General features: G+C 53.8%; 25 protein-coding genes and 1 pseudogene. 12 read left to right on the forward strand and 14 right to left on the reverse strand.

Features of this window, described 5'->3' with window-relative positions; all coding sequences use genetic code 11:
• Positions 1-93: 93 nt before the first annotated feature.
• A complete protein-coding gene (locus FHW04_RS20315) occupies positions 94-495 on the reverse strand; it encodes an H-NS family nucleoid-associated regulatory protein (RefSeq protein WP_031378094.1) in 402 nt (133 codons plus the stop codon).
• Between the two features lie 1,227 nt (positions 496-1,722).
• On the opposite strand from FHW04_RS20315, the gene FHW04_RS20320 reads away from it, so the two are divergent.
• Positions 1,723-1,908, forward strand: coding sequence for a DUF2256 domain-containing protein (locus FHW04_RS20320; protein WP_201306441.1), 186 nt, complete (start codon positions 1,723-1,725; stop codon positions 1,906-1,908).
• Positions 1,909-1,972: 64 nt separating this feature from the next.
• On the opposite strand, the gene FHW04_RS20325 is transcribed toward FHW04_RS20320, so the two are convergent.
• The 3 genes from FHW04_RS20325 to FHW04_RS20335 form a co-directional block, all read right to left on the reverse strand.
• Entirely contained in the window at positions 1,973-2,278 is a 306-nt protein-coding gene (locus FHW04_RS20325) for a hypothetical protein (RefSeq protein WP_371601180.1), read from the reverse strand.
• A gap of 93 nt (positions 2,279-2,371) precedes the next feature.
• Complete coding sequence (locus FHW04_RS20330; RefSeq protein WP_089562197.1) at positions 2,372-2,914, reverse strand: YfaZ family outer membrane protein; 543 nt, start codon at positions 2,912-2,914, stop codon at positions 2,372-2,374.
• 61 nt (positions 2,915-2,975) lie between these two features.
• Entirely contained in the window at positions 2,976-3,119 is a 144-nt protein-coding gene (locus tag FHW04_RS20335; protein ID WP_390930216.1) for a YgdI/YgdR family lipoprotein, read from the reverse strand.
• Between the two features lie 1,001 nt (positions 3,120-4,120).
• Here FHW04_RS20335 and FHW04_RS20340 point away from each other — a divergent pair.
• The 3 genes and pseudogenes from FHW04_RS20340 (at position 4,121) to feoB (ending at position 7,578) form a co-directional block, all read left to right on the forward strand.
• Positions 4,121-4,324 (forward strand): hypothetical protein, encoded by a 204-nt coding sequence (locus FHW04_RS20340; protein ID WP_031378098.1) that lies wholly within the window; start codon positions 4,121-4,123, stop codon positions 4,322-4,324.
• A gap of 697 nt (positions 4,325-5,021) precedes the next feature.
• Positions 5,022-5,249 (forward strand): ferrous iron transporter A, encoded by a 228-nt coding sequence (feoA, locus tag FHW04_RS20345; protein WP_046289418.1) that lies wholly within the window; start codon positions 5,022-5,024, stop codon positions 5,247-5,249.
• Positions 5,246-7,578 (forward strand): annotated as a pseudogene (gene feoB / locus FHW04_RS20350) (Fe(2+) transporter permease subunit FeoB). The gene feoA and the pseudogene feoB overlap by 4 nt, the downstream one beginning before the upstream one ends.
• A gap of 51 nt (positions 7,579-7,629) precedes the next feature.
• Here feoB and FHW04_RS20355 read toward each other — a convergent pair.
• Complete coding sequence (locus tag FHW04_RS20355; protein ID WP_069729908.1) at positions 7,630-8,187, reverse strand: TetR/AcrR family transcriptional regulator; 558 nt, start codon at positions 8,185-8,187, stop codon at positions 7,630-7,632.
• Positions 8,188-8,339: 152 nt separating this feature from the next.
• On the opposite strand from FHW04_RS20355, the gene FHW04_RS20360 reads away from it, so the two are divergent.
• Both FHW04_RS20360 and FHW04_RS20365 read left to right on the forward strand, forming a co-directional pair.
• The gene (locus FHW04_RS20360) at positions 8,340-9,194 is read left to right on the forward strand and encodes an oxidoreductase (RefSeq protein WP_089562198.1); all 855 of its coding nucleotides are present in this window, start codon (positions 8,340-8,342) and stop codon (positions 9,192-9,194) included.
• Positions 9,184-10,221 (forward strand): NADP-dependent oxidoreductase, encoded by a 1,038-nt coding sequence (locus FHW04_RS20365; protein WP_031378101.1) that lies wholly within the window; start codon positions 9,184-9,186, stop codon positions 10,219-10,221. Before FHW04_RS20360 ends, FHW04_RS20365 begins: the two co-directional genes overlap by 11 nt.
• 186 nt (positions 10,222-10,407) lie before the next feature.
• Here the strand turns inward: FHW04_RS20365 and FHW04_RS20370 are convergent, their stop codons facing one another.
• From FHW04_RS20370 to FHW04_RS20390, 5 genes are all read right to left on the reverse strand, one after another.
• Positions 10,408-11,430, reverse strand: coding sequence for a tyrosine-type recombinase/integrase (locus tag FHW04_RS20370; protein WP_089562199.1), 1,023 nt, complete (start codon positions 11,428-11,430; stop codon positions 10,408-10,410).
• A 656-nt stretch (positions 11,431-12,086) separates the two neighbouring features.
• Entirely contained in the window at positions 12,087-13,379 is a 1,293-nt protein-coding gene (locus FHW04_RS20375; RefSeq protein WP_031378103.1) for a CitMHS family transporter, read from the reverse strand.
• A 295-nt stretch (positions 13,380-13,674) separates the two neighbouring features.
• Complete coding sequence (locus tag FHW04_RS20380; protein WP_238585860.1) at positions 13,675-14,820, reverse strand: major royal jelly family protein; 1,146 nt, start codon at positions 14,818-14,820, stop codon at positions 13,675-13,677.
• Positions 14,817-15,509 (reverse strand): RraA family protein, encoded by a 693-nt coding sequence (locus FHW04_RS20385; protein WP_089562200.1) that lies wholly within the window; start codon positions 15,507-15,509, stop codon positions 14,817-14,819. The genes FHW04_RS20380 and FHW04_RS20385 overlap by 4 nt, the downstream gene beginning before the upstream one ends.
• Positions 15,506-16,486, reverse strand: a complete 981-nt coding sequence (locus FHW04_RS20390) for a hydroxyacid dehydrogenase (RefSeq protein WP_089562201.1) — start codon at positions 16,484-16,486, stop codon at positions 15,506-15,508. The genes FHW04_RS20385 and FHW04_RS20390 overlap by 4 nt, the downstream gene beginning before the upstream one ends.
• A 94-nt stretch (positions 16,487-16,580) precedes the next feature.
• Here FHW04_RS20390 and FHW04_RS20395 point away from each other — a divergent pair, with 94 nt between their 5' ends.
• The 6 genes from FHW04_RS20395 to FHW04_RS20420 all read left to right on the forward strand — a co-directional run bounded on the left by FHW04_RS20395 (position 16,581) and on the right by FHW04_RS20420 (position 22,133).
• Complete coding sequence (locus FHW04_RS20395; protein WP_089562202.1) at positions 16,581-17,468, forward strand: LysR family transcriptional regulator; 888 nt, start codon at positions 16,581-16,583, stop codon at positions 17,466-17,468.
• Between the two features lie 133 nt (positions 17,469-17,601).
• Positions 17,602-17,997, forward strand: a complete 396-nt coding sequence (locus FHW04_RS20400) for a DoxX family protein (protein WP_227021978.1) — start codon at positions 17,602-17,604, stop codon at positions 17,995-17,997.
• Positions 17,998-18,036: 39 nt separating this feature from the next.
• Positions 18,037-18,708, forward strand: coding sequence for a sugar dehydrogenase complex small subunit (locus FHW04_RS20405; protein ID WP_089562203.1), 672 nt, complete (start codon positions 18,037-18,039; stop codon positions 18,706-18,708).
• Positions 18,695-20,287 (forward strand): GMC family oxidoreductase, encoded by a 1,593-nt coding sequence (locus FHW04_RS20410; protein WP_089562204.1) that lies wholly within the window; start codon positions 18,695-18,697, stop codon positions 20,285-20,287. The genes FHW04_RS20405 and FHW04_RS20410 overlap by 14 nt, the downstream gene beginning before the upstream one ends.
• A complete protein-coding gene (locus FHW04_RS20415) occupies positions 20,287-21,654 on the forward strand; it encodes a c-type cytochrome (protein ID WP_094106340.1) in 1,368 nt (455 codons plus the stop codon). Before FHW04_RS20410 ends, FHW04_RS20415 begins: the two co-directional genes overlap by 1 nt.
• An 11-nt stretch (positions 21,655-21,665) precedes the next feature.
• Positions 21,666-22,133, forward strand: a complete 468-nt coding sequence (locus FHW04_RS20420) for a GlcG/HbpS family heme-binding protein (RefSeq protein ID WP_031378109.1) — start codon at positions 21,666-21,668, stop codon at positions 22,131-22,133.
• Between the two features lie 15 nt (positions 22,134-22,148).
• Here FHW04_RS20420 and FHW04_RS20425 read toward each other — a convergent pair whose 3' ends face one another.
• The 4 genes from FHW04_RS20425 to frlB all read right to left on the reverse strand — a co-directional run bounded on the left by FHW04_RS20425 (position 22,149) and on the right by frlB (position 25,071).
• Complete coding sequence (locus FHW04_RS20425; RefSeq protein WP_031378110.1) at positions 22,149-22,352, reverse strand: hypothetical protein; 204 nt, start codon at positions 22,350-22,352, stop codon at positions 22,149-22,151.
• Entirely contained in the window at positions 22,333-23,064 is a 732-nt protein-coding gene (locus FHW04_RS20430; RefSeq protein WP_031378111.1) for a GntR family transcriptional regulator, read from the reverse strand. Before FHW04_RS20430 ends, FHW04_RS20425 begins: the two co-directional genes overlap by 20 nt.
• 99 nt (positions 23,065-23,163) lie before the next feature.
• A complete protein-coding gene (frlD, locus tag FHW04_RS20435) occupies positions 23,164-23,949 on the reverse strand; it encodes a fructoselysine 6-kinase (RefSeq protein WP_089562212.1) in 786 nt (261 codons plus the stop codon).
• Positions 23,950-24,048: 99 nt separating this feature from the next.
• Entirely contained in the window at positions 24,049-25,071 is a 1,023-nt protein-coding gene (gene frlB, locus FHW04_RS20440) for a fructoselysine 6-phosphate deglycase (protein WP_089562205.1), read from the reverse strand.
• Positions 25,072-25,088: the final 17 nt, after the last annotated feature.

Genomic DNA, 25,088 nt, shown 5'->3' on the forward strand with positions numbered 1-25,088 from the left:
ATAATCGAGGCCGGAAGTTACTGCGTCACTGCGGGTGAGGATAAATCCGCCCGACATCTATCGGGCGGATTTACTGCAAGGGATGCACTGCAATCAGATCAGGAAATCATCCAGTGATTTACCATTTTCAATCGCAGATTTAATCGCTGAAGGCGTACGTCCCTGACCGGTCCACTGCTTAACTTCACCGTTTTCGTCAGTGTACTGATATTTGGCAGGGCGAGGCGCACGCTTTTTCTTCTCAACCGGCGCCGACTGCATACCACTTAACAGTTCGTTAGGATCGATACCTTCCTGCAGCAGTAATTCGCGATATTTAGCCAGTTTTTCCGCTTTCTCACGATTAGCGGCTTCAGAAGCCTGCGCTTCTTCACGACGCTCACTAACAACAACAGAAAGTTTTTCCAGCATTTCTTCCAGGGCAGCAAGATCAAGTTCGCGTGCGTTTGCGCGAAGCGTACGGATATTATTCAAGCTGCTGAGAGTGTCACTCATCAAAGTCACCATAGTCTTGTTCAGATAATAAAATACAGAGCGGGTTCACGCTGATGCTTTTCGTCAGACCTGCTTTTTAAAATGCTTGCCTTCGAAGAATCTCAATACTGAACCAATAGTTCAACTCTGACATATTAATCGTTTTTTAAGAGAGTTGAAACTGTAATTAACGTGCAATAACACCGCAAAGGTAAAAGAACTTAAACCTGGTGGTAAGGTCGCTCAAAATGACAAAAACACCGCCTGTTTTATCCATGAGTTAAATCGGCCTGTGGCGGCATTATTCCTGCTGAGGCCGCGCTTTTTTAGCAATCTATCCACTTAGGCTGTGCCGGATATCACCCGGCTGGCAGTTAAAAACCCGCAACATATTATATCAGGTGAAACAGTAAACGCGGCGTTGTTAAGTGTGATAATGACGCACTGGAGTATCGCAGCGGGTAACGGTTGAATTTATCTTAACGATAGTTTTCATTCGGTAAAAATAACTTATCTTTATGATTCGCCTATTTTTTTAAGGAGAGGATTCTGCTAAAAACCGGCGGCACTTTGGTCATACTCTGCTGCAGATGCTGTGCAGTCGCGGGCGGTGACGGTGCAACGGAGGAGCGACGAAATGGGTTATTGCTGCTTAAGGGAAACGCAGGCGGGTCGCGATGCAATTGAAACTGGTTAATCAGGGTAATAATAACCCTTAGTTCGGTTTTAGGCATGCTTATATATGCGCGATAAAGCAGCTAAAGGGGGATTATTGACAGTATACGATAACATTATTGCGTTATACGCATTAAACCGGTTTCCCCGGCCCGCCGTTGAACCGATAAGCTGCCAGCAATGGGGCTAATTCGCCGGACTTTATCCGACGTTAACCCGACTCAGCAGGCGATAAACAGGCAGAGAGGGATAAAAAACAGGGCGGATAATGCTTTTTGTGATGCAAATGCGGTTTTACCATTATGGTGCAACAGGATGTTGTCATCGGTTATTAAAATCTCATGGCGAAAAGATTAATCGCTGCAGTGCTGGCGTCCTGAAAGATCGGTTTCGCGCTGAGCAGGTATAACGCGCATGGACGGCATGCGGATTATTCTGTCAAAAATGCCGCGCTGGCCCGGCAACTGAGCGCAATGGAACAGCAGTGAGGCGGCGGCTGAGTCTGAACTCTGTGCCTTCATCCACTCAGACTGATGTCCTGATACCGTTTCAGTCCCCTTTGATGAGGTAACCCTGATGACTTTTAAAGGAAATAAAAAATCACTGCCGGTCCGCTATTGCCAGACCTGCAATAAACCGATGACCTGGCGTAAGAAATGGGAAAACTGCTGGGATGAAGTGAAGTACTGCTCCGAACGCTGCCGGCGTGAGCGGCGTCAGCTGACCGTCGGGCGGGCGGACAGTGATAATCGCGAGTAAAGCGAGGGTGGGCGAGGCACATTATCAGGCGCGGTTTGAGTGACTGACGCAAACCGCGCGATTTTTACTGCTGGACTTTAATCTGCTGCCAGCCTTTTTTGAACATGCAGTCCTTCACCAGAATCGCCCGCTGCGTTTCATTTGCATCACGGGTGGAGTAATCCGTGTCGGTCGTTTTGTACTTGCTGTCTTTAGAGATGTATTTACCGCTGACCACGTTGTCAGGGGGTAAATCGCGTAATGCCTGAGCCTGACAGGCGATCTCAGCTCTGTTTTCCTGCTGGTCTGAAGCATCAGGTTTGACCCATTTATATTCTACGCAGCCGCTCAGGCTGAGCGTAAAGATCAGCAGTAATAACGCTTTCATCATTGGTTTCTCAGCGAGTTTACTCTGAAATCAGGCCGGCAGACCTTGCAGCGTACCGGCCAGTTGACAGAAAAAAGAGGGAGCAGGGTAAGCCGATCAGAAGGTAACACCGCCACCAATGAAGGGACCGTCAATCAGCGTATGACCGGGACGTCCATCTTTGCCATCCACGCCCGCATAGCGATAACCCGCTTTCAGCGTCAGTGGCAACATCGGTGTCCAGCTGATTCCGCCATCGGCCTCAACGAAATTTTTAACGCTGTTAGCGAAGGATTCGGGAGCCGAATATCCCTCTCCGTAGAGGGCAAAGTTAGCGGGCAGATTCAGCCTTACACCGCCACCGACCGGGAAGGCGACGCCGTTATCGCCTTTCTTACCGCCGATATAGGTGGCTTTGATGCCAGCGGACAGCATTACCGGGCCTAATTCCAGGCTATAACCGGTGCCTGCCTGTCCAATCTGCACGCCGTCATCGGTGTTTTTAACCCACTGGCTATCCAGATAAAGTCCGCCTGTAGATCGCCCGATTTCTGCGTCGAGGGCAGTAAAGTTTTTACCCTGCTCTGCGCTCAGGCCGATGGCCATAGCCGATGACGAAGCACACAGCAGCAGGCTGATGCCAATCACAGTTGTTTTCATTTTTAGTAATCCCTGGTGTAACAATGGCTGCTTTGCAGTCTCGTTTTAAGTCAATAAATCGCTATTTTTCAACAATCTCTTTTACATCCTGCTGCTGCAGTTGATGCGTATTACCGTCGGTATCTTGATAGGAGATCAGACCGGTTTCTTTATCTTTGGCGGGTTTGCCGTGGGTGGAAATCATATGTCCGTCGCGGGTCGAGATGACTTAATTGCTTGAGCATCCTGCGACCAGTATCACCGCAGTGAGCAAACCAAGGGGAAATAACGTTTTTTTAACGGTTGCTGAGAATTTCATTTTTACTTCCTGATACAGTCTGTTAATGACGCCCGGTATTGTCGGGACGCTGCATTTTCACCCTCGTTTATTAAACCGGTCGTTAACGTTGAGGCCTGAGTTTGTTTTAATAAGCCTGTAATGATCCAGATCATTGTTGATCAATGAAGCCCTTTACTTACCGGCAGAGATGCACTTCCGCTACCGTATTAATGCTGGCGCACCCGCCGAGAAACAAGGCGGCTGAATTACAGTAGTGACAGCTGATGCTGTCAGAACATCACTGAATCGCGCCCATTATTTGCTTCGGTCCAGCAGCCCCTAATCCGGCGATAAAGAGCCGCGGAATAATCCCGGCTCGGGCAAATTTTCCTGCCTGAGCAGGCCAGTTTCTGAACAACGGCACGGTGAAATAGCGCAGCGTGAACGATTCGGCCAGCCGGTAATCGGTTTGAAAAGGGTATCTGCACGGGTTCGGTTAAATCTGTTGGAAAGAGAAATATATTACGGCCATTCTTTTCCGGAAAAATTCGACCAGACAAACGCTTTTGCCGGCGGGCTCAGCCTATTACATCGCCACCTTCTCCGCTTTCTGCGGGTCGGCAAGCGAGGCAGTGACGTTAATTAGCCGAACCGGCTGCCGTAATGGTTACATTAAAAACCGGGTTTTAAGATTTCTGCCAGCATCAATCCGCTGTCCGGCTGCCTAAAATAGCGCTCGTTTAACGCTTCGGTTAATCCCCGAAGACGATTGGCGATAAATTTAACCGGCGGTGTAGCCGACTATGTTGGCTGGCAGATGTGACCCGTGAGCTGCGATACAGCGGCAGAAAACCGGCTGCGATCGTTCGCCTGGCGGGTCAGCATCAGAGAATCGCCCTTTAGCATCCGGGACAGCTTTCTTCTGCTGCTAACGGTTAAGGACAGGTATGAACAGTTCGGATCAGACAGTTATCAGCGCCACTTCATTCACGCAAGCCGCAACGCTACTGGAACAGGGCAGCCGGGCGCGCATCCGGCTTAGCTGGAATATTTCAGGCGATGAGTTTTTTCGTCTGGTTAATCTGGTTAAACAGGGCAGCGAGATGTCGATTGAAAAAGAAGAAGATGGTTTCTGGCTGACGCAGAAATAAGCCGCCGATTTCGTTTAGATTAAATGGCATAGCCGAAGCAGGCCGGGCGGGGCCTGCGCTACAGATGGCGTATCGCGTTTGCGAACAACCGCCAGTGACAGGCAAGGCGGTTACCGCTAATAGTTACATCATCCTGTAATAAGATTTTTATTTTGGTAGTCCGGCGTTACCGCTGAGCCCCTCCATACAGAGTCCGCTGCGATGTGAAAGTACGGCGATCGACCTGATCGTTGTCGGGTGCAAACCTCAGACATGCGCCCGGAATGACCTCCTGACGAGGCGCGCCGCCGGGCCGCAGGCCCGATATGTTTATATCGTTGCATTGAATGATGTAACTAAGCCGCTAGTAGTTAACTACCTGATCGGCAGCCAACCGCAAGCCCCCGGAAATCCCTGATTTCATGTCACCTGCGCCATAAAATCAGCTCACCGGGACGTTGGGCTTAGTGATTGTCTGGTGTGGCGGTAAATCCGTCATGTCTGGCAGGGCACGGTTTTAAGCGGCGGCCGGCACGGGTCGCGGGTATCTGACTACCCGCGAGCCTGTCAGATGCTGACGTTACGGACTCAATCTGCTGTTAGTTGAAACAGAGTTGACGTTTCCTGACATTAATCCGCTTCGCCTGATCTTAGATCAAATTCCGGAATGCTTATCATTTATATAATCACTGCCTCTTACCACCAACCAGATGGTTATATGTCGATGAACATGCACAGTACCTATCGAATCCTCGGCTATCAGCCCGCGGTGAATCCGGCCTGGCGTCAGAAATTACTCACCATGGGCATGCTCCCGGGGGCGGTGATTGAGATTATCCGTGTCGCACCAATGGGCGACCCGGTGCAAATCCGTACCCGCCGGGTGAGTCTGGCGGTGCGTCAGCGTGACCTCGATGCCATCGTTCTTGAGGAAATGGTCTCATGAAAAACATAACCATTGGGCTGATCGGTAATCCTAATACCGGTAAAACAACTTTATTCAATCAGCTCACTGGTGCCCGCCAGCGGGTCGGTAACTGGGCCGGTGTGACGGTCGAGCGTAAAGAAGGACAATTTTTTACTGCTCAGTCTGATGTACGGCTTATCGATCTGCCCGGTACCCGGTCTCTCACCACGCTCTCGGCTGAAAGCTCAATCGACGAAAGTATCGCCTGCCAGTATCTGTACAACGATCACGCCGATTTGGTGATTAACGTGGTGGATGCGTCGAACCTTGAAAGCAATCTGTTCCTGACGTTTCAGCTACTCGAACTCGGTGTCCCCTGCATTGTGGCCCTCAATATGCAGGATATCGCCGCCAGCCAGAATATCGTTATTGATGTTGATGCCTTGTCAGCGCGGCTGGGCTGCCCGGTGGTCTCGCTGACTTCGACCCGCGGCGAAGGCATCGCACAGCTCAAGGCGCTGATTGATCATCCGCACCGCTACACCGCACCAGAGCGGGTGCGCTATCCGGAAAATGTTGAAGCCGCGATTACTCAACTTTGCACGCTGATGCCTGCTTCGATATCGCCGCAAAAACGTTACTGGCTGGCATTACAGTTACTGGAAGGCGATATCAACAGTCAGCAGCTCTGCCCGACGCTGGTGCCGCAGTTGCCGGCGATCGTTCAGCAGGCCGGTGGTGATACCGGGGTGCTGATTGCCGATTACCGTTACCGTGCGATCCACGCACTGTGCGCCGCCGTCAGTAACATTCATCACGCCGCGCCCGGCAGCCTGACCAGCCGGATTGATAACATCGTGCTGAACCGCTGGCTGGGTATTCCGATCTTTCTGGCGGTGATGTACGTGATGTTTGTATTGTCGATTAATATCGGTGCCGCTTTACAGCCGCTGTTTGACAGCAGCTCGGTGGCGATATTTATCCACGGTGCGCAGTGGCTGGGCTACGTCTGTCATTTTCCGGCCTGGCTGACCGTTTTTCTGGCGCAGGGGATAGGGGCGGGCATCAACACCGTGCTGCCGATCATCCCACAGATTGGGCTGATGTTCCTTTTCCTCTCGTTTCTGGAAGATTCCGGTTATATGGCACGCGCCGCCTTTGTCATGGATCGCCTGATGCAATCACTGGGGCTGCCCGGTAAATCCTTTGTGCCGCTGATTGTTGGATTTGGCTGCAATGTGCCTTCGGTTATGGGAGCCCGTACTCTGGATACGCCGCGTGAACGGCTGCTCACGGTACTGATGCGCCCTTTATGTCCTGCGGAGCGCGACTGGCCATCTTTGCAGTTTTCGCTGCCACTTTCTTCAGCGCCCATGGCTCCAGCCTGGTCTTTTCACTCTATCTGCTGGGTATTGTGGTGGCGATCGTTACCGGCTTAGTTCTTAAGCACACTTTGCTGGGTGGCGAAGCCTCACCCTTTATCATGGAACTGCCGGTTTACCACCGACCGCATCTGAAGAGTCTGCTGATCCAGACCTGGCAGCGACTGAAGATGTTTGTGGTACGGGCCGGCCGGGTGATTATCCTGGTCAGTATGTTAATCGGCGTGCTGACCAGCTTCTCGTTTAACGGACAGCCGGTCGACGATATCAACCACTCTGCGCTGGCCACCACCAGTAAGCAGATCACCCCCGTTCTGCTGCCTATCGGCGTAATGCCGGATAACTGGCAGGCTACGGTCGGTTTAGTTAGCGGCATCATGGCCAAAGAAGTGGTGGTCGGTACGCTTAACAGCCTTTATACCAGTGAAGCCGTGCAGAGTGGCACCTTTGACCCACAGCAATTCAATCTGATTGACGAGCTGAAGGATTCGCTGACCGAGACCTGGGCTGGTCTGACAGCCGCATTCAGTATCGATGCGCTGGCCCATCCTATCGATGCCAGCAAAGGTGATGGCGAAATGGCGGCGGGCCAGATGAGCGTGATGTCGGCCAAATTTGGCGACGGCATTGCGGCCTACAGCTATCTGATTTTTGTCCTGCTGTATGTTCCCTGTGTATCGGTGATGGGCGCCATTGCCCGTGAAGCGGGCCGTAACTGGATGCTGTTCTCATTCTTCTGGGGACTCAACATCGCCTATACCACCGCCACTCTGTTTTATCAGAGCGTCACGTTTGCCGAGCATCCTGCGTTCAGCGCCACCTGCCTGATCAGCGTGCTCGCAGTGAATGCGCTGATCCTGCTGGCCATGCACAAATCGGGCAACCGGATAAAACAACATCCGCTTACGCTGCCCGTGGTCACCAGCGGTTCGGGCTGCGGTGGCTGCAAAAGCAGTTGTGGTAAACAGGATAGCTTCGCGCAGTAATCCTGACCCCTCCCGCCGGCGGTGCTGCAAAGGCCGCTGGCGGAGATGGAATCAGCCCCCAGCCGGCTTATTAAGTATGTGCGCACGGCATACCTGAAGTATTTCCTCTGCCAGCGGATCGTCATCCGGACAGGCCCGAGATAACACCATGGCACCGACCATCTGGGCAATGGTGGTGATTAATTCCGCCCGGTCGCTGGCGGCCTGCCCGCTTTCGGTGGTTAACGCGGCCAGTTGATTCTCCAGCCCGGCGGCAAAGGCCTGTTTAACCTCGTCCGGCTGGCGGGCGGTATCCGCGCCCAGCGCCGCCATCATACAACCTGTGGCCATTGAATCACGGTGGCGATGTGACAGGTAATCCGCAATAAACGCCTCCTTGTCTGCCCCTTTCAGCTGCGCGGCTGCCTGAGAAAATCCACCGGCCACCGCCTCCGTCATCAGATCGGCTTTTGACTGAAAGTGTTTGTAAAACCCACCGTGGGTGAATCCCGCCGCTGACATCAGTTCTGCCACGCCAATGCCGTCAAACCCTCGGGCACGAAACAGTTCTGACGCTGTTTTCACGATATGCGCCCGATTTGCCTGTACCTGCTGTTTAGACACTTTCATTGCTGACTACCTCCTGCTTATCGTGACGCCATCATACATTTATGATGATCGTAATCAAAGCGATTGACATTATAGATTATGAACATCATCATTAGTCCAGTTTCTGACCGCTGAATCTCATCATTGACATTATTTAATCAAAGGATCCCGATATGAATGTTAGACCTGTGGCGCTGGTTACCGGGGCATCATCCGGTATCGGCAAAGTCACCGCTGACAAACTGATCGCTGCAGGTTACCGGGTATATGGGACCAGCCGGCGCGGCAGGACAGCAGGCGACCACGCTTTTCCATTGCTGATGCTGGATGTGACCAACGATGATTCGGTTACTGCGGCGATAGAAGAACTCCTGCAACGGGAAGGACGCATCGACCTGCTGGTGAATAACGCCGGATATGGCATTGCGCCGGCAGCCGCTGAAGAGAGTTCAATCGGCCAGGCAAAACATCTGTTCGATACCAATTTCTTCGGGATGGTACGGATGACCTGTGCCGTGATCCCTCAGATGCGCCGCCAGGGCGGGGGACGCATCATCAATATTGGCTCGATTATTGGCCTCATCCCGCTGCCTTATGTCGCGCTGTACGCCGCCAGTAAACATGCGGTTGAAGGCTATTCCGAAGCGCTGGATCACGAATTGCGCACTCAGGGAATACGAGTCTCTGTCATCGAGCCGGCGTATACCCGCACCGATTTTGAGAGCAACAGCCAGCAGGCGGACCTTCCGCTTGAGGAATATGCGGCGATACGCAACAAATTAACCGCCGTTGTCAGTCAGGCGATGGCGAAAGCAGAGCAGCCAGAGAGTGTGGCTGATGTGATTGTAAAAGTGGCGCAAAGCACTCAGCCAAAGCGGCGCTACACGGTCGGCAAATTAGCCGGCAGGCTGGCGTTTCTGCGCCGATTTGCACCCGCCGGCCTGCTTGATAAAGCGGTACGCAATAGCCTTCAGCTCGACGACCGACGGGCCACTGAACCGAAAGGGCAGAGAGCCAATGGAGAATAAAACCCACCGCGCGTTTACCTTTAAACGTTACGGCAAGCAACCTCAGAGCGGTTTTCAGTCGATAACCTTACCGGCGCCGGCGGCAGATCAGTTGCTGGTTGAAGTCTATGCCGCAGGCCTCAATCCCATCGATAATATGATACCTGCCGGTATATTTAAGCTGGTGCTGCCGTTAACCTTACCCGCGGTTATCGGAAGCGATCTGGCCGGGATTGTGGTTGCCACCGGCAGCCAGGTCACGCGCTTTAAGCCTGGCGATGCGATCATTGCCAGCACCTTTGACAGTGATTACGGCTCGCTGAGCGAATTTACCCTGGTGAATGAAACTGCGGCCGCGCTGAAGCCGGTCAATCTCGATTTTATTCAGGCCGCTTCGCTGCCGATGGTGAGCCTGACGGCCTGGCAGGCGTTGATCGAACGCGGCGGACTGCAGCCAGGCCAGAAAGTCTTCATCCCCGCCGGTGCAGGCGGCATCGGTTCGTTGGCTATTCAGCTGGCTAAACTGTCAGGTGCTACGGTTGCCACCACGACCAGCAGCGGCAATGTTGAATGGGTATCTCGCCTCGGCGCAGATCGGGTGCTGGACTACACCAGACAGCCGTTTGAGGCGGAACTGCGGGATTATGATCTGGTGCTGGCTACGTTGAGAGGAGACGAGATTGAAAAGTATCCGGATATTCTCAGGCCCGGCGGCAGGATAATCTCTCTGGTTGGTCCGTTAGACGTCGGGTTTGCCCGGGCACGCCGACTCAACGTCATCATTACCGCGATCGTCGGATTACTAAGCCGCCGGATAAAACGATTGGCGAAAAAACGCGGCGTGGCATATTCATTCCTTTTCGTCCGGCCTGATGGCCAGCAACTTCGTCAGATCGTCCAGTCTGTTGAGGCGGGAGATATCAGACCGGTTATCGATAGCGTATTCCCGTTTGATGAGGCGGCCGCGGCGCTGCTCCATTTGCAGCAGGGACATGCAAAAGGAAAAGTAGTGGTGGCCGTAAAGCCCGACCTGCTAAGCCGCGCCTGACAGAGGATGCGCGGGCGTTATTTCTGCTCATCGGCGGGAAACAGCGCCAGTTAGCCGTTATCGGGCTATGTCGCTGATCTGACAAGAACATCAGGATAGTGAGTACCGGCTTACACACAGGCTGTCCACTTTTTCTGTGGATAACTTCTGGCAGCAAAGCGAAAGACTGCGATCCGTTACCTGCGGTCAGTCTGTGTGCTGTTCCATGAAATCCACCATAGCGCCTTTATGAGCATCGACATGGCGAATATAACGCATCAGGGTTTCCGGTTTTTTCCAGGTACCCTCCTGCATAATCTGGGCGATAGAGTAGCCTTTGGCGGCCATATCCTGCGCTGCGCCGACGCGGGCGCTGTGCCCACTCCAGCCGGTGTAGCGGTTTTTATTGGCGTTAACAGGACCGTTATTTCCAGCGGCAGACCAGGCGCGGGAGAAAATCTGTTCCAGTGCCCGGGTACTCATCGGCGCCCCGGCAGTGATCACCCGACCAGAGCGGTGCACTGCACTAAACAGGTAAGCATCAGGCTGGCTGGCAAGACCCGCCGCATCAATCCATGCTTCAAGCCGTTGCGTTGAACGGGAACTCAACGCTTTAACCAGTCCGCCGGTCTGAACAACGGTTTTGGTCCAGCCGACGTCGAGGATCACTCTTCCATCCGTGGCGTGAGAGACATCCCGCACCCGCAGTCGTGCCAGCTCACTGATACGCAGCAGAGTCGCGTACGCCACGTGTAAAAATGCTAAATCACGCAGCTCCTGCAAGCGGAGTGAACGGCTCCACCGCTCATCCAGCGCCAGCAGATCGGTCAGTCTGAACGGTACGGCTTGTCCGGCTCGTTCTCCTTTCATCACCGCTACCCGATTTATCTTCTTCATGGCACGAAAAACCAGCGGCGAGTGATTAGGGGCCGGCAGTCCGGCGTTACGGTGTAACATTGAGATCAGCGCGGCATGTGACGACACGGTTGAGGATGCCCGCCCGCTCTCTGCCAGAAACGACAGATAATCTCGCAGATCATCGGCTGCCATAGGCAGAAAATTGCGCTGATTATCCTCTGCCCACTGGCTACAGATCCGCATTACGCTCAGCAGCTGCCGCCAGGTATTGGGTGAAAAAGCCTCTTTGTCCTGAACAAATTGTTTTAGCTGTTCCGTGATGTCAGCATGCGGCGGGTTACTCAGATTGGCCAGCGGGATTAACTTCGTCATTTCTGCTCGTTTATTGACCTTTTTGCCGGTGATCGCGCTACGTCAATTCTGTGATACCGGCAGGGGGATAACCGGCCAGAATTCACGTAGCGTTGCCATTTTTTACCCTGAGACTGGCGGGTATCCAGCCTGAGCGCACAGCATTTCATTAATCTGACTTCGTATAAGTACAATTATACGAACTCAGTTGCGTAATGAACAGCGATCATTGATCCGTACTGCGACAACCGAAGGAGAGGGTTGCCGAAGCCAGCGGGTAGCCAGCTTCAGGCCATTTTGCGCTACGTCTTACCTGAGTCTATTCTGGCATTGGCATTGGCATTAGCATTGCACTCGTCTCACACCTGCATACCAGGGGGTTGTGCGGCCAAAGTTCTGACATGTTATTTTTTTATACTTAACAAACTCGCTAATTAAAAACCCAGAGGCTTTGCTGTACCAGTCAGATTAAAAATAGATTAACAGTGCTGCAAATTTTAATATTAATTTTTTTATTAAAGGAACATGCATTTTTCAGAACAGCATTAATCTGATTGATAAGGTGATTCTGCCAGGCAGATTCATCATCGATATTAAACCCGTTAAAATTTATATGATGCACGTTGCCCTAAGCAGGCAAGATGATATTTCAATCGATCATCCTGCTATTTTTAAGATTAAACGTTCTGATAAAAAGGGAAGGCACCCAGTAACAGGCAGGTTAAAAAGAACACGATACTGGTAATAAATGACCAGCGTAACGTGAATCGCTGCGTCTGGGCGTAATCCAGTTTCAGCATGCCCACCAGCAGATAAGTCGATGCGACCAGCGGACTTAATATATGAACCGGCTGGCCCACCAGCGCAGCACGCGCCATCTCTACTGGCGCAATACCATAATGGCTGGCTGCCTGAACCAGAACGGGCAACATACCAAAGTAAAAAACATCATTTGAAACCAGCCAGGTTACCGGAATACTGATCAAGGCGGTAATCACGGCTAAATAAGGTCCTAACGCCGCAGGAATAACGTTCACAATCGCCTGCGCGAGTGCATTTGCCATCCCTGTTTCTGAAAAAATCCCGGTAAATACCGCCGCCGCAAAAATTAAGCTGGCGACAGAAAGAATCGCCGGCGCATGCCGGCCAAGCTGCTCCTGCTGCTGGTCGAGACGAGGAAAATTAACCAGAAACATTATTGCCGTCGCCAGCATAAACAGATAGGCCATTGGCACCAAGTCCAGCACCAGCAGCGTAATGAGTGCAATGGTTAATACCCAGTTTGTCCAGAAGCGCCAGCTTGCACAGGCTTTAGCTTCGAAGACCAGCGGGGGCTTCTCTGCCGAATCGCCGTTCCAGCCAATTCGTTTGCGTTCATGCCGTCCCAGTATAAACGCCATGACAAAAGTCCAGATCACACAAGCCAGTAAGGGCAGCATTAAGGGAACAAACAGCGTGCTGATCTCTGCATGTACGGCTGTTGCAGCACGTGCCGTCGGGCCACCCCAGGGAAACATATTCCCCAGGCCGGTGCACTGTAATAGCAAACACGCTGATTTTAATTTCGACAACCCGATGCGCTCATAGATCGGCAGAAACGCGGAAAGCACAATCATATAAACGGTTGCACCATCGCCGTCCAGTGCGACGATAAAACCCAGCAGCACCGTGCCGAAAAATATTTTCACCGGATCACCATCTACGGCTGAAACAATTTTCTTAATGATCGGATCGAACATACCGGCATCCGTTACGCTCATAAAATAGAGCATGGCGAAAATCAGCATGACGCCGGTTGGCGCAACGGTGCGCAATCCTTTAATTACCATATCGCCCGTCTCTAAACCATTCCCTGCTAATAATGCAAACAGGGTTGGCACCACAATCAATGCCGTCAGGGCAGAGAGCTTTTTGGTCATTAACAGACCAATAAACACGGCTATCATGAGCAGACTGATAATAAGTAACATATTTTATCCTGTTGCAGGGAGATCGCCCGTCCGTCAGCGACAAACAGAAAACGTAGCGGATTTTAATTCAATGCGATGTGCACTAACGTTATTATTAATGATTCAGCCATTATCAGAAAAAAAGGATGCTGTTAACAATCAATAAAAAGATTATTCCTGTGCGCTGACTCATGTTTTTAACAAATTTCAAATCACGCAAGGTGATGATGATTAAAGGCGATACTTACGTCTGAGAACGATTAATTACTTTCTGGCTAAAGCCTGATAATTCGGCCCGAATTAACGGGCCTGTCAATTATTGATGATCGCGCGGTGAAGGCGCGACCGGCAAACTCAGCCGATAGAGCTTAACCGGGTACTCCACCACAGAAGGCTTACCGCCGGTTGTCGCCGGAGTCCGGTTAATCTGCGCCGATGGCATCCAGAGTTGCCCCTCAGAGATCCACATCGCATCAATCCAGACCAGTCGGGGATCCTGAATCACCGTGCTCACATCACCCTGCGGGGTAATACGTTTCACCGAACGCGTGTTGATATCCGATGCATAGAGATTGCCGTCAGCATCAATAGCGGTACCACCGGTGCTCCAGGTTTCAACAAACTTCTGTGTGTGACGGGCAACCTCTTCAGCCGTTAGCGTTGCATCATTAAGATAACGGGTCTCTATTCGCGCCATCGGCCCCGGAATAGCCTGGTAATAGAGCCATTTGCCATCAGGAGAGACTTCGAGCTGATCCAGTCCTACCCGCTTTTCACGCCCGTCGCGTAAGAAAAGCTTTTTCCCATCAGCATAGATTGGTTGATGATCGATGGAGAGCGGGTGATTATCCAGCACGCGCCAGCTTTGGCCATTTTTCAGGTTCAGCACCACCAGCCCGACTGCGCCTGGGTCAGTGATATAGGCAAAATCACCATTAAAACGGACATCATCCAGATAGCTGGCGGGCTTCAGCGTGGGAGCCCTGAAGAGATAGCTCGCCACAACTTTGCGCGTCTGAATATTGATGCGTACCAGTTTGGCGCCGCCTTCTACCGCTTTGTCGCCGGTACCGATCCCTTTATTGCCAGCATCCATGACCCACAGATCGCCATCAGGGCCAAATCGCAGCGCATTAACATGTAAAAAATGATGGGACGGGTCCTTGCTGTCCCACTGATTCCACGCCTTGTCTGGCCAGGCTTCGAGTTGCCCGTTCTTCACTTCAGCCAGCTGCAAACCGGTGCCTTCAGACTGTGTCAGCGAAGCAAAAATGCGCCCATCCGCGCTGACCGTAACGCCATTCCAGACGCGCGGTGAAGTTTCAACCTGCTGCAAACGACTGTCCTGCTGCGTCGGTAACTGAACCGGCAGCTGATCCTCGGCAGCGACACAGGTTGTTGTCATCATTGCCGACAGCAGTGTCAGCAGGCTGAGCGAGCGGGTATGTTTTTTATTGATCACAGCGGGCACCCCTTAGCACGTAAAATCGCGTTAAAACGTTCCGGATCGGCGGTGCCCTGCCGGTTATTTTCGCGAATGCGCGCTTCGCGCTGCTCATGTTCACGTACCCGGGGCAGTAACGACGCGAGCTGCTGCTGTGGAATCGCAATCACACCATCCGCATCGGCAACGATTAAATCGCCTGGTGCCACCACCAGCCCCGCGCACTGTATGGTGACGTTGATCTCGCCAGGGCCTTCCTTCGAAGGCCCGCGCAGCGTATTTCCCCGGGCCCAGAGAGCGACGCCGCCTTCTGCCCATTCGTTGATGTCCCGAATCGCGCCATCAATGACAAAACCCGCGATACCTTTCGCCAGCGCGGAGGTACGCATCAGCCCACCGATCAGCGCCTGGGTAAGATCGCCCGATCCATCAATGACCAGAACATCGCCCGGCTGGGCCATCTCTATCGCTTTGTGGATCATCAGGTTATCGCCGGGACGGACCTTGACCGTCAGCGCCGGGCCGCAGAGTACATGCTGCGGGTCATTATGATAAGCCTGTAATCCGGATGCGCCGCAGCTGCGTCCCATGCAGTCTCCGATATTCGGCACCGGTAAACGGCGGAAGGCGTCGATGGTGTCAGCATCGGGCAGGGATCCACGTTGCCCAATAAAATAGCCAGCAGGCCAGCGGTTATCGGTTGTCATGAGCGCTCCTTAAGTACAGTTCGGTTAACACAGGTCACTGGATTTACCGCATGACCTGCCAGAAAATCGAGACACTGACGCGCCGCAAAACGCGCCACCGCATCCAGCGCTTCAGGCGTCGAGCCGCCAATGTGCGGCGTCAGCAGCAGATTGTTCAGCGTGCGAAAAGGGTGATCGGCGGGGAGAGGCTCCGAGGCGACGGTATCCAGTCCGGCTGCGAAAAGCTGACCGTTACGCAGCGCCGCATCCAGCGCGGCTTCATCGATCAACTCACCGCGCGCGGTATTGATGATCACTGCGCCGGGCGGTAACAGCGCCAGCGTGCGGCTGTTCAGCATCTGACGTGTTGCCGCATTGACCGGGCAGTGCAGGCTGATTACGTGGCTTTGGGTCAGCAGGCTGTCCAGTGAACTGACCTGTTCGCCAGGCAGATTTGTCTGCTGATCGCCAACCGCCGGATCGTAAAAGCAGACGCGCATCCCGATTGCGTGTGCAATACGGGCAACCCGCTGGCCAATTTCACCAAAGCCCACCACACCCAGCGTCTTGCCGCTGAGTTCAATACCGCCGCCGTTGCGGGTCCAGCGACCCGCCTCGATTTCCTGTTGATACCAGCTTATGCGGCGTGCCGCGTTCAGCATCAAGCCGATGGTCAGTTCAGCCACCGACTGCGCATTGGTGCCGGGCGTGGTAAATACCGGAATATGCTGTTCGGTAGCCGCCTCGACGTCAATATTGGTGACGCCAACGCCGTGTTTACAAATCACCTTCAGGCTCGGGCAGGCGGTGATGGCGCGACGGGAAAGGGCAACCGTGCGGGAAATAACCGCATCAAAAGGGATGCGCGCCATCACTCTCTCAACCTCGGCCTCATCCTGGCTGTCATGCAGGTAATGTACTTCGCATCCTGCCTCGGCCAGTGCGTGTTGTCCTCCGGCCCCTAACGTCGGGGCGGTCATCAGGATTCTCCAGCTCATGTGTTACTCCAGTGTTAATTTTCATTTAGCCTGGCAGGTTGAATTGATAAATAATATTCTCTGTTCTTTATGATTTGATTCCTGCGAGGAATGAATGGAGCTTAAAGACCTGCGTTACCTGGTGGTGGTACGTGAAACCGCTCACCTTGGCAAAGCGGCGCAAGCCCTTGGTATTACTCAGCCGGCGCTGACAAAGTGCATTCAGCGCATGGAAAAATCATGCTCAACGCGGCTGATTCTGAAGGTGGGACGCGGGATACAATTGACGGAAGCAGGGTTACTACTTTGTGAACGCGCTCAAAAAGTTCTGCACCTGATGCAGGTGACGCAGCAGGATTTAAATGCCCTCGGCGCGGGAACCGCCGGGGTGATCCGCCTCGGTGTTGCAGCTACCGCAGCCGAATTTATGCTGCCGCATTTAACCCGTGAATTACTGCAGCATGCGCCTACCGTGGTGCTTGAAGTGCAGGTAGGGCTGAACGATCTGCTGCAGTCACGGCTGCGGGAAAACAAACTGGATTTGATCCTGGGATTTTTACCGGATAAGAGCGATGAATTTATTACCCGCCCGTTGATGGAAGATCCAGTGGTGGTGGCTGCCAGCTGCTTTCATCCACTGGCGGGTTTGCATCCCACGCCTGAACAACTGAACCGCTTTCAGTGGTTATTACCCTCGCCGCAGGTTGCGACCCGGCAGTGGCTTGAACAACGCCTGCTGAGCGGCGGCTATGCCGCGCCAAAAGTGCAGATGGAGAGTAATACTATATCGCCGCTTCGCCAGGTATTGGCGCAGACTCAGCTGTTGAGTTTTCTTTCGCGCCGCCTGTTGCAGGAGGAGATGACTCCACCGTCGCTGGTAGAAATCACACTGCCGCTGGTGATCATGCCGCGGACTTTTGGCTGGCAATACCGATCGCTGAGCGAACTGACACCAGCCGCACGATTGCTGGTTGAGCTGGCTGAAAAACGCTGGCAGTGGTGAAACCTTTTTGAGCGCGATGGCGATGCGGTGAAATGACTCACCGCACAAAAAGTCAAAAAAAATTTATTGATTGAGGCCTATTTTAAAAATAACAACGCTTACCTCAAGCTAATAAAAAATGAAAAATTATAAAATGTTTATCTGGGCTTTATCGCGCCTGCTCGCTGTCGCACTTTTTTTCACATCCGGCATCGATAAAATAATTCATTACGATGAGAACTTAATTTTGATGCGTCAAAACGGCGTGTCAGATTATTTTCTACCGTGGGTTATTTTGCTGGAAGTTGCAGGCAGTCTCGCCATAACGTTCGGATTTTTAACCCGTTTTGTTTGCATTTTCATGGTGATTTTTTCTCTGCTTTCCGCATTTCTTTTTTATCCCGGTTATTCGCACGCCCATCTGATGGTGTGGCTGAAAAATATATCCTGCTGTGCCGGATTCCTGATGCTAATAATTCACGGTGCCGGCCCCTGGAGCATCGATAAATGGCTGAATCAGCGGATTCAAAATAAAAAATACGCCGTTTAATCCGCATTATTTCTTACCCTACCTACACCTGGAGGAAAAATGAACAGGCGTACATTCCTGCGCATGATGATTTCATCAAGCGTCATTATCAGCGTGCCCGCTATCATGCCTGCTGCGCTGGCCGGGTCCGGCAGTGAAGAGACATTACTTTTTGTCAGCCAGACCTTAACGGGTCGACAGGGACTGGATCCGGCCATCAGTCAGCGTCTCTATCTGTTGCTATCCCGCCAGACGCACGATTTTGACCAGCAACTTACGCGGCTGGCTGAACGCTTACGTCGCCATATCCACCTGTCGCCGGAAGAGCGTCTCGCGCAGCTCTCTGAAGAGGAGGTTACAACCGCGCTGTCCATTATCACGCCGTGGTATCTGGGCTATACCGGTAATCCTGCCACTACCCGCGCCACTGACGACGCGCAGTTTGTCACGTTCCTCTCGGCATTGATGTATGAGCCAACGGTCAGTATTACGCCACGCCCCTCCTATTCGCAGCGCGGACATGATTACTGGCAGGCGGTGCCAGAGGGTGTAACTGCGCCCCCGATGCCGGAAAACATCACCGCCTGGGGCACCGACTCGCCGCGTGCAGCCCGCGTTATCACCGAGCCGCAGCCCGAATGGCTGGCGATGGTGGAAGGGCGAGCCAGAACCCATGCCGATGCGGTGCGTCTGCTGAGCCATGCAGAGGACGTAAATCATGACGCAGTATGATGCCGACGTGGTGATTATTGGCTCTGGCGCACTGGGCGCCAACGCAGCCTGTCAAATGGCCAGAGCCGGCAAGTCGGTGATTATGCTGGAGGCGGGACCCTACATTCCGCGCTGGAAAGTGGTAGAAAATTACCGCAACAGCGCCAGCAAGCGTAACTGGTGCGCGCCTTATCCGAACCTGCCCTGGGCACCCAATAGTTATACCGATGGCTACATTGAGGCGCACGGCGATGCGGATTTTCAGTATGTCACCAGCTTTCTGAAAGTGGCTGGCGGCAGTACCCGCCACTGGGCATCCGCCTGCTGGCGGCTGTTGCCGAATGATTTCAAACTAAAAAGCGTTTACGGCGTTGGCCGCGACTGGCCGATAGATTATGACGATCTCGAACCCTGGTATCTTCTCGCCGAGCGTGAAATTGGCGTAGTGGGCAGCGCTGATGAGGATCAAAGCGGTCAGGGCCGGGCGGCATGGCCACCGCGTTCCGCGCCTTATCCTTTGCCACCGGAAGCCAAACCCTACATGGTGCAACGGATGCAGGCCAGACTTGGGCCGCTCGGTTACCAGGTGATACATGAACCGCATGCCCGGATTTCGCAGCCTTACGATGGTCGTCCAGCCTGTGCCGGCAACAACAACTGCGAACCGGTTTGTCCCATCGGTGCCATGTATTCCGGTGATATGCATGTGGATAAAGCGGTGGCGCTGGGCGTTGATCTGCGCACTGAATCGGTCGCCTGGCAGCTGGAGAAGGGCGCTGGCAATCAGATCGTCGCGGTGCACTACCGCAAACCTGACGGCCGTAATGTGCGACTCCGCGCGAAAAAATTCATCGTGGCTGCCCATGGGCTGGAAACTGCAAAATTGCTGTTGATGTCGGAGGTGGCGAACAGTTCCGATCAGGTTGGCCGCAATCTGATGGATCACACCGGTTTAAGCATGACGTTTCTGGCGGATGAACCCCTCTGGACAGGCCGTGGTTCCGTTCAGCACGGCAGTATTGCCACCCGACGCGATGAGCCGAGCCGTGCCCAACACTCTGCCATTCGCTATTCGTTGCGCAATCTGGTGCCGAATATTGACGTGACACCGTCACTGCTAAAGCAAGGGCTGATGGGACGTGAACTTGATGCGGCGATTCGCGATCGCGCTTCGCGCATCATGAACATCAGCACCATGAGTGAAACTCTGCCCAGCCCCACCAATCGCGTGATTCCGCACCCGAGCCGGCGTGATGCTATCGGACTACCCATGCTGCAGGTGAACTATCAGCTGGACGGTTATGTCCGCGGCATGCGTGCACAGGCTTACCGGGATTTCGCTAATTTTCTGATGGCCTTTAATGGCGAAATAGTTGAGGCACCCACAGGATGGCGTAATCAGTATCACATCATGGGCACCACGATTATGGGCGACAACCCACGCGACTCGGTGGTCGATGCGCACTGTCGCAGCTGGGATCATTCAAATCTGTTTCTCGCCACCACCGGGGTCATGCCAACCTCAGCCACGGTGAATCCGACGCTGACCGGCATCGCGCTGGCGCTCCGTCTGGCTGACACCCTGATTCGGGAGTTGTAATGATGCGAATGACGCTGGTCTTTCTGTTGCTGCTTCCGGTGCTGGTGCGGGCAAACCCTGATGAGGCGACGCTTAAGCGCGGTGAATATCTGGCGATTGCAGGTGATTGCTCGGCCTGCCACCGCAATCCCGATAACGGCAACCCCTTTTCTGGCGGTTACCGGATCTCATCTCCTCTGGGCGATATCATCGCCACCAATATTTCTCCCTCACGGCTGAATGGCATTGGCCGTTATTCACTGAGCGACTTTCGGCGCGTAATGCGGGAAGGCCGACGGCCGGATGGCGGTTATCTCTATCCGGCAATGCCTTACACCGCCTTCGCATCGATGACCGATGCGGACATTGACGCACTCTATAACTACTTGATTTACGGCGTACCGGCGGAAGATCACCGCGTGCCTGAGACGCAGCTTCCATTTCCGTTCTCTGTCAGATCGATGATGTCCGTCTGGAATGCCCTGTTTCTGTCTCAGGAAGCCCTGCCCGCCGGAAGTCCTGATCAAATCAGCACAACGCGCGGTGAATATCTGGTGAAAACGCTGGGGCACTGCGGCAGTTGCCATTCACCACGCAACCTGATGATGGCAGAGAAAAGCGGGAGCTTTTTGCGTGGAGGCGAAGTCGGCAGCTGGAATGCCCCCGATCTGACCCAGGCCCATTTGTATGACTGGTCAGAACAGGCGCTGACCACCTATCTCAAAACCGGCTCGCTGCCGGGCAAAGCCATTGCGGCGGGTGAAATGGGCACTGCCGTAGAGAATTCCTTCTCACGTCTTACTGATAATGACCGTCACTCTATTGCCCGCTATCTGTTAACGCTGGGAGAAGCGCCGGCAAAACCTCAGGCTCTTTCCGCGCCGGACAAGTTTAACGTGGTGTCGGTTGAATCCGGGCCGGCGGCAACGCTTGAGGATGCGATATCCGGCAATCATCTGAATGGGGCGCAGCTCTACAATGCCGCCTGCGCCAGCTGTCATGGGGCAGAGGGCGAAGGCACTCACGATAATCCGCAATCCTTTCCGCGATTAACCGGCAGCTCTGCAGTGATTGCGGCCGATCCCGCCAATATGATTATGACCGTTGCTGAAGGGGTCAATCGTACCACCGAGGCCGGGCACGCTTTTATGCCTGCCTTCGCCCATCAGATGAGCCGTGGCGAGCTGACACGCCTGCTGGATTACGTTTCAACCCGATTTGGTAAGCCCGATCAATCTGTCACCGAAGCGCAGGTAGAAAAGGTATTGCTACAGCCTAAAAACAACCCCTGGCTGCAGCGCGCGCCGTGGATCGTTTTGTGTCTGCTGGTGCTGCTGCTTATCTGCCTGCTGCTGAAGCAGTATCGCGCCAAAAAAATGAACCGGTAAAAGGAGAAACAATGAAGAAAACACTTTGTACCTCGCTCTGCATGCTCGCCACGCTCTGGACAGCGACGGCTGATGCCACCCTGACCCAGACGATCCTCAGCGCTGAAGATGCACAGCACATGATTGCCCGGGCTGAAAAGCAGGCGCAAACCCTGAATGCGCAGGTTTGCATCGCGGTGCTGGATCAATCGGGCCAACTGCTGGCATTTAAGCGAATGGATAATGCGCCAATCGGCTGTATCGACTCTTCGATCCAGAAAGGACGTGCCGCCGCGCTTTATCGCACCTCAACCGATCGCTACATGGCGCGTGCCAATGGCGCTGAACCTGCCATCGCCACGCTGCCGGGAATGGTGCCGCTGGGCGGCGGGTCGGTGGTCACCCTGAATAGTCAGGTCACCGGTGCGGTTGGCGTCAGCGGCTCAGCCAACCCAAATGAAATTGCCATTGCCAAAGCGGCCAGTGAGGCGCTGAATTGAGGTAGCCGAAGCCGGTCAGCTCACCTGGTGCAGTAACGCCACATCCGGGTGAGCGACATCCATTCCGTCACGCTGGCGGTAATTGTGTCGCAGCTCTGGAATAGCGGGATCATCCAGACGCGATCGCGTGCGGCTGGTATCCAGACGCGATGTAGCTTCAGGGTTGGGTTCAGCATCATCCCAGCCGATACGGCGATTTTCAGTGACGATGGTTATCAATTGTCAGGCTTACACGGTTTGCCCGACAGAACAGCTCTGAATAGTGCACCGGTTTGTCGTGCTGGTCGTAAGCGATCTTACTGATGCGAAACAGCGGTTCGCCCAGTTCGCACTGCAGTCTGAGCGCTTCGGCTTTGGTGGCGGTGAAAATATCGATGGTTTTTTTGTCGCTGACCACGCGGCTGTCATATTTTTCATGGAAAAGTTTATAGGTTGACGCACCGACGCGATAAACCTGATCAAAGCCGGGATACCGCGAGAGGGGGATCCACGAACAGTCGATAAACAGCGGCTCGTTATCAAGATACATCACCCGCAGCAGGCGAAACATTTCGCCATTGCCAGCAATATTAAGCCTTTCGCAGAAGGGATCACTGCTGACACGTTCCTGTTCAATCACCTCTTCACGCGTCGGTTTTCCCTGCGAGACGCCGAAATCAGTGAAACCGCTCACCGTAAGCAGCGCGTTCTCAACTTTTTTGCTCTGCACAAAGGTGCCTTTCCCCTGCCAGCGGATCAATACGCCATCGTTAACCAGCTCGGTTATCGCCTTACGAATGGTAATGCGGCTGACGTTATACAAGCTGCATAAGTCGCTTTCGGTCGGGATTTGCTGGCCCGGCAGGTAAGTGCCCTGCGCAATATCATCCAGCAGGCGCTGACGTACCGTGGCATAGAGCAATTGATGTGAATATCGCGCCGTCGCTGGCATGAGTCGACCCTGACAGTTGGAAACAGTGGAGGTGATTATAGGAGGCTTTAAGGCGGAGTCATAGGGGTTGGCGCGCCCAGCGTCACGCCAACGCAGGGATTACCAGGCGCCATGATAGCGCAGTGTGCGGGCGGCACAGCACGATCCCTGCTGCATGGCCTTTACGATCGGCAGGCCGGCAGCAACCGCGCAGAGAAAGCCAGCAATGTAAGAATCACCGGCCCCCATCGTATCCACCACGCTCACCGGTTCAGGTGGCATACGCCAGAACTGCTTACCATCCCAGGCGAGACTGCCATTTTCGCCCAGCGTGGCAATCGCGACGCCCGCGCCGCACTCTACTACGGTTTGCAGTCGGTCACGTAGCCAGGCCGATTCGACATGCGCCGACGCAAACAGGTAGTCAAGATGCGGCGGTAAACTCTGCCACAGCGGGTTTTCCCATTTATCGGCAAAGTCGAAGGAGACGATCCTGCCCGCCGCTTTTAACGCCGGCAGCGCCGATTCCGCATGCCCCCAGACAGCCGAATGGATCATATCAAAGCCGTTAAGCCATGCCAGATCTTCATTAGTCAGCGTAAAATCCGCCATAACGCCTTCGGTGTAATCGCCCAAAATGCGGTCGTTGTCGCGCAGCTCAACCTGGGTCTGCGCGGTCACGCCAGCTTTAGTGTGAAGATGCGAAATATCGACACCCTGTTGCAGCAGGTCGCGCTTCAGCAGCGCGCCATATGCATCGTCACCGACCCAGCTCACGCAGGCAGACTGCATGGCGTAACGTCTGCTGTAGACCGCGACATTCACCGCGTTACCGCCGGAAAAGGCTTTGTTGAGTTGAGAATAGATATCCACGCAGTTATCGCCGACCGTCGCCAACCGCATCATCCCGTCAGGCTGCGCTGTTGCACCTTCAGCTGCATTATCCTTTTTCATTTCGCTTCTCCTGGTCGCTACGCCCGGCCCTCATCAGGCCGGGCAAAAGGATTAATACTCAACCAATCCGCCGTAATAACGGCGATCGTCCGGGTTATGATCTTTATAAATAGAGAGGTAGTAGCAGAGCCACTCCATCGGGACGAACATCAGGAAAGGTGCCAGCCACGGATGCAGTCCCTGAGAAATCTCCGCATAATCAATCACGATCACCTTATCGGTGCGCTCGCGCACGAAGCGGATTGCCCGCTCGGTGGTATGACGACTCTCATCGCTGCCCAGCAAAAACAGGAAAGGCACGCCAGGCTCGACAACCTCCAGTGGCCCGTGACGAAACTCACCGCTCTCAATCACCGAGCCGTGCGTCCAGGTAAACTCCATTAAGGTGACAATGCCCTCTTTATAGCCGAGTGGACGCAGCGGACCGGCCGATACGGTATAGATCATCGGCCACTGACTCGCCTGTTCGCCAAGCTGACGGCCTTTATCTTCCCATGTGCGCACCAGATGCCCCAGCGCCTGCGGCAACTTACGCAGGTCATTTTTGATTTTGCCGATCTCGGTATGCGGTGAGAGACAGGTAATCATTTCGATCACCACGCTGTAGCAGAGCAGCAGGTGTATCTCCCAGATACAATCCGCTTCATAGGCCAGAACATGGTCAGCCGCCTGGGTAATCGGGCTGTCGTGATGTTTAGTGAAGGCAGCCGTGAACGCACCGCAGGCCGCACCTAACTCCAGCGCCTTAATCACCTCCTCGGTTTTACCGTAATCCGAGACGCCAATAACCGCGCAGCGCGCATCGAGACGATGCGGCGTGTTATCGCAAAATTCCCAGCCGGACAGCGCATAAACCTGCAGGCTGGAGAAGCGATCGGCGAGGTGCTTTGCCGTCTGGGCGGCATTGAGCGGTGACCCGCAGGCAACGAAGTAGATGCGATCGATTCCGCGCTGTACCATCTCATCAACCATGGCGTCAACGCGCGGCACATCCCGTTCCAGAATCTTTTCAACTTCCGGTACCATATTTTCAGTTACCAGAAAATCCACACTGCGTTTATCAATATTCAACATGAAACAACTCTCCAGAC

The sequence above is a fragment of the Pantoea sp. AN62 genome (assembly GCF_050432985.1).
Lineage (GTDB): Bacteria > Pseudomonadota > Gammaproteobacteria > Enterobacterales > Enterobacteriaceae > Pantoea > Pantoea brenneri.